Annotated in this window: 4 protein-coding genes; 2 read left to right on the forward strand and 2 right to left on the reverse strand. The window is 58.1% G+C overall.

The annotated features are described in order from the left end of the window. Positions 1–65 precede the first annotated feature (65 nt). A complete protein-coding gene (locus JMJ97_RS02380) occupies positions 66–2,315 on the reverse strand; it encodes a KUP/HAK/KT family potassium transporter (RefSeq protein WP_260699038.1) in 2,250 nt (749 codons plus the stop codon). A gap of 139 nt (positions 2,316–2,454) precedes the next feature. Beyond that, positions 2,455–3,366 (reverse strand): DMT family transporter, encoded by a 912-nt coding sequence (locus JMJ97_RS02385; protein WP_260699039.1) that lies wholly within the window; start codon positions 3,364–3,366, stop codon positions 2,455–2,457. 118 nt (positions 3,367–3,484) lie between these two features. On the opposite strand from JMJ97_RS02385, the gene JMJ97_RS02390 reads away from it, so the two are divergent. Both JMJ97_RS02390 and JMJ97_RS02395 read left to right on the forward strand, forming a co-directional pair. Beyond that, entirely contained in the window at positions 3,485–4,342 is an 858-nt protein-coding gene (locus JMJ97_RS02390) for a LysR family transcriptional regulator (protein WP_260699040.1), read from the forward strand. Between the two features lie 201 nt (positions 4,343–4,543). Continuing rightward, positions 4,544–6,025, forward strand: a complete 1,482-nt coding sequence (locus JMJ97_RS02395) for an aminotransferase class I/II-fold pyridoxal phosphate-dependent enzyme (RefSeq protein ID WP_276550529.1) — start codon at positions 4,544–4,546, stop codon at positions 6,023–6,025. The last annotated feature ends 98 nt before the right edge of the window (positions 6,026–6,123 follow it).

Raw genomic sequence — 6,123 nt, forward strand, 5'->3', positions numbered from 1 at the left:
GCAATGCAAAACGGCCCTGCATCTCCCGTGAGGTGCAGGGCCGCTTTCGTTGATTTGTGACGTCGCTAGAAGTTGGCGTCGTTGAGTTGTTCACTTTCGAGGCCGTCGAGCTGTTGCTGTTCGGGCGTATCGGCGACGCTCTCGAGCAGCTCGGTGGGATCGACGTTCATGTCCCTACCGGCCTCGTTGCCGTTGACCAAGTCGTCCGAGAAGATGTCGACTTCCATTTCCTCGGCCTCTTCAATCTGAACCTCGAGCGGCACCTGGGTGCGCACGAGCTTAACGGCCGGGCGCATGCGGGCAAACAGCGGCACGTACTCGATGATGATGGCAGAGTTCTCGAGACCGTACCAGCGCGCCGGGCTTCCGCAAGCGCGGCGGACGGCGTACTTGATGGCCATCACGCGGTGGTCATTGCGGTTGATGTCCGTTTCGGGGGCAAGCATCTTGCGCAGCATGCAAAAACGGAAGTCGCCCACGTTGCCGCGCGTCTCGTAGATGGAGTAGGTGTGGTGCTGCGGCGGCAACTCACCCGAGGCCATCAGGTCGCCAACGATCTGGCGCAGGTAGGCGTTGATGCGCTGATTGACCTTAAAGCCCAGGTCCAAGCGCACGCGGAACAAGAAGTCTGTGCCAAAGGTCTCAACGGAATACTCGTGCGTATAGGGCTCGTCGGTAACGTGTACGTTGATGAACCAATATGCCTTGGCGCGCTTGGGGTGCTTGTCTAGGATGGAATAGAGCACGTCGCGGTCGAGCGTGAGCGGGTCGGGGCTGTTGGTGAGGAACACCAGATTGTCGGCGAGCACGGGGTAGGTCTCGTCATTGCGCAGGCGGTTGAGCTGGTCGATGTACTTGGAGACGGGCAGCAGAATCGTCTGCGTGCGCTCGATGGCGGTGCCGCGACGCCACACATACATAAGGCCGAACAGCAGTGCGGCCAGGAAGATCATGACGTAGCCGCCGTCAAAGAACATGGTGAGGCACGAAGCGAAGAAGCACAGCTCAATGGCACCAAAGAGCAGGGCAAAGATGCAGGCGCCCAGCTTGTGCTTGAGGATGCCGGCGATATAGCTCGTCAGCAGCGTGGTGGTCATGAGCATGGTCACGGTGATGGCGAGGCCATAGGCGCTTTCCATGCGCTCGGAGTTCTGGAACAGCAGCACGATGAAGATGCAGCCGACCCACATGATGTTGTTGACGAGCGGAATATAGAGCTGACCCTTGGTGTCGCTGGGGTAGTGGATGCGCAGGTGCGGCATAAGGTTGAGGCGCGTTGCCTCGGATACCAGCGAGAACGAGCCGGTGATGAGCGCCTGCGAGGCGATGATGGCCGCCACGGCCGAAAGCACAATGGCAAAGGGGCGCAGGGGCTCGGGAAGCATCATATAGAACGGGTTAACGATATCCATCGCGAGCATCTGGGGATTGGAGTTATTGGCGAGTAGCCAAGCTCCCTGACCCAGATAGTTGAGGATAAGGGCCGCCTTAACAAATGGCCAGGATGCATAGATGTTTGCCTTGCCCACGTGGCCCATGTCCGAGTAGAGTGCCTCGGCACCGGTTGTCGACAGGAAGACAAAGCCGAGCACCATAATGCCCGAATGGTTGATGGGCGAGAACAGGAACATAATGCCGCGGATGGGGTTGAGCGCGCGCAAGATGGACAGGTTGCCGAGCATGTTGAACAGACCGGCGCCTGCCAGGAACAGGAACCACAGCGTCATGAGCGGGCCGAAGAGCTTGCCGATTGACGAGGTGCCGGCGCGCTGCATGGCAAATAGGCCGCAGATAATGATGATCGTGATGATGATGACGTTGGTCTGGCCGTCGCCCAGCAGCGCATGGCCCCATTCGATGGTGCGCAGACCCTCGATGGCTGTGGTGACTGTGACGGCGGGGGTGAGGATGCCGTCGGCAAGCAGTGCCGCACCGCCGATCATGGCGGGCAGAATCAGCCATGGTGCCACCTTGCGTACGAGGCTGAACAGGGCGAAGATGCCGCCTTCGTTGTGGTTGTCGGCCTTCATGGCGATTACCACGTACTTGACCGTGGTCACGAGCGTCATGGTCCAGATGACGAGCGAAAGCGCGCCCAGGATCATGTCCTCGCTGACGGTACCGATGCCGCCGTTGTTGGCGACGATTGATTTCATGGTGTACATGGGGCTCGTGCCGATGTCACCATAGACGACGCCGAGCGTTACGAGCAGCATGCCAGCGGAGAGGGGGATGGCTCCGTGCCCGCCTTGCCCGTGCTGGTCTTGGAGGTTTGCCTCCAGTTTATTGTGTGCCACGAGGACTCCCTTAGACATCCGGTTATCTGTCTAGGACAAAAAACTTTATGCCGTCTTTATACATACAAGAGCAGTTTGGCACATCGGGTTATTTTAGACAATAATCCTCAGCTGGGGATTATTTATCTACGCAGGTAGCATTTCAAAGCAGGGGCTTTTAAGCACGTACTGTCTGGGCGATGCCAGCCTTGGCGTTTGCGCGTTTGCCGGCGAGTTCGCAAAAAATCGCGCCGCCGATGATAAGCGCGGCGCCCATCAGGCGGACCGGTGTTATGGCTTCGCCCAAAAGGACGGCCGAGAACACGACGGCCGAAAGCGGCTCGAGGTAGCCGACGACCGCGACGGTCTGGACGGGCAGCTTGGCGACGGCACTAAAGTAGAGCAGGCAACCGATGCCGGTGTTGACGACGCCGAGCATGACGACGGCGCGCCAATCAATACTGGTGGCGACGCCGGCGGACAGGAATGAGGGAGCGCCCTGCGTGATGAGCGTGAGGACCAGCGCGGTCACAAAGGCGGCGCTCACCTGGAGCGTGGAGTTCTCGAGGCCTTCGATGTGTGGCGCACCCTTGCTAGCGATGACCATCAGCGCATAGCAAAATGCCGAGGCGATACCGCAGACGATGCCCGCAATGGGCATATTGCCGCCTAGACCTTGCGCTGCAATGAGAAAAGCACCACAAGCAACGGCGACAAAGCCGGCGATTTTGCCGCCGGTCAGCTTTTCGCCAAAGATGAGCGGGGAGAGCGCCATGACAATGATGGGGCCGCAGTAGTACAGCAGCGAGGATACGCCGACGCCGATCGTCTGGTAGGCGCGGAACAGAAAAATCCAGCTGGCGCCTAGCGCGGCTCCCGAGAGGAGGAGGGCTGCGGCTTCGCGGGGGCGAGATGGCGCCTGCAACTTATGGCGTTGGGTGATGGCGAGGATGGTGACAAGCGAGAGCGCGCCCAAAAACGTGCGTAGTAGCACGATATCGGAGCTCGGCAGCGCGATGGCAGCGGCGATGATGCCGTTGGAGCCAAACAATAGCAATGCTGCTAAGTACGTAAACAGTCCGTTGTCCATGCGCTTCCGTCCCCTCTATATTCGAGCATATTCACTATGGGTGAACTGGCAGTAGAAGAAAAGCGAATATAATGCATGGTTAACATGACAAAAATTCATGTAAAGGTGGAGGCGTGTCGTGGAAACGAATATTCAAAAGATGCAGGTGCTGCTCGAGACCGTGCGCGCCGGAAGCTTTACGCGTGCCGCCGAGCGCCTGAGCTATTCGCAGTCGGGCGTGAGCCGTATGGTGGCCGATCTCGAGGCTGACTGGGGCTTTAAAGTGCTCGATAGAAGTCGCGAGGGCGTAGTGCTTTCTGCCGATGGACAGCAAGTTATGCCGGCGGTCGAGGCGTTATGCGAGGAATTTGCTCGTTTGCAGCGACGGGTGGATGAGATGCGTGGGCTCATGCGTGGCAAAATCTGCATCGGTACGTTTTCGAGTGTGGCGACCCATGTACTGCCACCGGTGATTGCGCGCTTTCGCGCCGATCACCCGGACGTCGATTATGAGTTGCTGATGGGTGATTACTCAGAGATTGAACAATGGGTGGCGGAAGGGCGCTGCGATCTGGGCTTTATCCCGCGTGGGCCCCGAGAAAACGGCATGACATCGCGGTCTTTGGTGCGCGACGAGTTGATGGCGGTAGTGCCGGCAGATTCTTTGCTTGCCACGGCGGAGGTCGTTTCTCTTGCCGATTTAGCCAACGAGCAGTTTATTCTGCTAGAACGCGGCACCGATGACGAGATTACGCCGCTGTTCCGTCGGGCGGGGCTGACGGTGTGCTCCAAGCTGTCGACCTGGGATGATTATGCGATTATGGCTATGGTCGAGGACGGCCTGGGCGTGAGCATTCTTCCCGCGCTCATCTTGCGCCGTTGTCAGTTCGATGTTGCCGTGCGTTCGCTCGAGGGACATCCCCATCGGCAGATCAATGCCATATATCGAACGGCCGATGTTTCGCTTGCCGCCGCCCGTTTCCTCGAATACCTCTAAACGCGTACACGCTATTGTCCGCTTTGGGCAAATCTCGGAGTCCGGTACATTTTCTTATGAAATTGAACTATCGAATGAGGTACGGCGCTATACTGCTTGCTAAATTGAACCTTAGTTCAATTCGTGTTCTATAAATTGAACTTTGCCAGCAAGGAGGTTCCTGTGGCCCAAGAGACGTTTTGCGATCGCCTGCGACAGACTATGTCCAATCGCGACGTTCGCCAGTCGGACGTAATCCGCGCATCGGAGATGCTCGGCAAAAAACTCGGCAAGAGTCAGATGAGCCAATATGTGAGCGGCAAGACGATCCCGCGGCGCGATGTGGCTGAGCTGCTCGCCCGTATTTTGGAGGTCGATGTTACCTGGCTGCTTGCCGGCGACGCCGATCAAGGCGAGGCATCATCACCCCGCAACGATTCCAAGCCCGAACCCCATCCCTCAGCTCAAATTGCAAGGAGCACCACCATGCGTACTTTTTCTAAATCCACCAAACTCGACAACGTCCTGTATGACGTGCGCGGTCCCGTCGTCGACGAGGCCGCCCGTATGGAGGACGAGGGCGAGCGCATCCTCAAGCTCAATATCGGCAACCCGGCGCCCTTCGGTTTCCGCACACCCGATGAGGTCATCAAGGACATGCGCCAGCAGCTGCCCGACTGCGAAGGCTATTCCAACTCGCGTGGCCTGTTCTCCGCGCGCAAGGCGATCATGCAGTATTCGCAGATCAAGGGCCTGCCCAATGTTCAGATGGAGCACATCTACACGGGCAACGGCGTGTCCGAGCTCATTCAGCTTTCGATGAACGCGCTGCTCGACAACGGCGACGAGATTCTGATTCCCAGCCCCGACTATCCGCTCTGGACGGCGTGCGCAACCCTTGCCGGCGGTCATCCCGTACATTATCTGTGTGATGAGCAGGCGGATTGGTATCCCGACCTGGAGGATATGGAGTCCAAGATCACGAGCGCGACCAAAGCCCTCGTCATCATCAACCCCAACAACCCCACGGGTTCCGTCTATCCGCGCGAGGTGCTCGAGGGCATCGTCGAGATTGCGCGCAGGCATCAGCTGATGATCTTTGCCGATGAGATCTACGACCGCCTGTGCATGGACGGCTACGAGCACGTCTCGATTGCCTCGCTCGCCCCCGACCTGCCCTGCGTTACCTTTAGCGGCCTTTCCAAGTCGCACATGATCGCGGGCTATCGTATTGGCTGGATGGTGCTTTCGGGCAACCAGCGCTGCATGAGCGACTTTATCATGGGTATCAACATGCTCTCTAACATGCGCCTGTGCTCCAACGTGCCAGCTCAGTCGATCGTTCAGACGGCACTCGGTGGCCATCAGTCGGTTAACGACTACATCCGTCCCGGCGGCCGTGTCTACGAGCAGCGCAACTTTGTGTATGAGGCGCTCAACAAGATTGACGGCATCTCGGTGGTTAAGCCGCGTGCGGCGTTCTACATCTTCCCCAAGATGGATGTTAAAAAGTTCAACATCACCGATGACGAGCAATTCGCCCTTGACCTGCTGCACGAGAAGAAGATCCTGATTACGCGCGGCGGCGGCTTCAACTGGGCTGAGCCCGACCACTTCCGCATCGTGTACCTGCCGCGCATGGAAGTGCTCAAAGAGTCCCTCGAAGACCTCGCCGACTTCTTCGAACACTACCGCCAAAGCTAGTGGGATAGAAGCTCCGCACTATGAAAAGCTCCCTGCAGTTGTTTGAACTGCACCCCAAAACTTGGACGGCTTAAATAAGAACTACGCCGCAAGGGACT

The organism is Collinsella aerofaciens, assembly GCF_025289055.1.
Classification (GTDB): domain Bacteria; phylum Actinomycetota; class Coriobacteriia; order Coriobacteriales; family Coriobacteriaceae; genus Collinsella.